The sequence below is a fragment of the Burkholderia sp. SIMBA_051 genome, from assembly GCF_046534915.1.
GTDB lineage: Bacteria > Pseudomonadota > Gammaproteobacteria > Burkholderiales > Burkholderiaceae > Burkholderia > Burkholderia ambifaria.
On the sequence record NZ_JAWRXS010000773.1, the window covers coordinates 1 to 242 of the forward strand.

General features: G+C 64.5%; 1 protein-coding gene. It reads right to left on the reverse strand.

Annotated features, from left to right (window positions below; translation table 11 throughout):
• Positions 1–225 (reverse strand): class II fructose-bisphosphate aldolase (locus SB771_RS36565; RefSeq protein WP_410722230.1); only part of this gene is annotated, 225 nt, incomplete at its 3' end.
• Positions 226–242: the final 17 nt, after the last annotated feature.

A 242-nucleotide genomic window follows, 5' to 3' on the forward strand; every position in this document is an offset into this window, starting at 1 on the left:
ATCGGGGTGCGCCTCCAATGCAGCCAGGACGAGATGCCGCAAATACGGTTCGCCCGCATATTTGCGCGCCCCCGCCGACGCCTGCAGGATCACCGGGCTCGCGGTGGCCTCGGCGGCCTGCATGATCGCGTGAATCTGCTCCATGTTGTTGACGTTGAACGCCGGCACGCCGTAGCCGTGCTCGGCCGCGTGGTCCAGTAGTTGCCGCAGTGCTATGAAGGCCATCGCAAACTCCTTGAGCT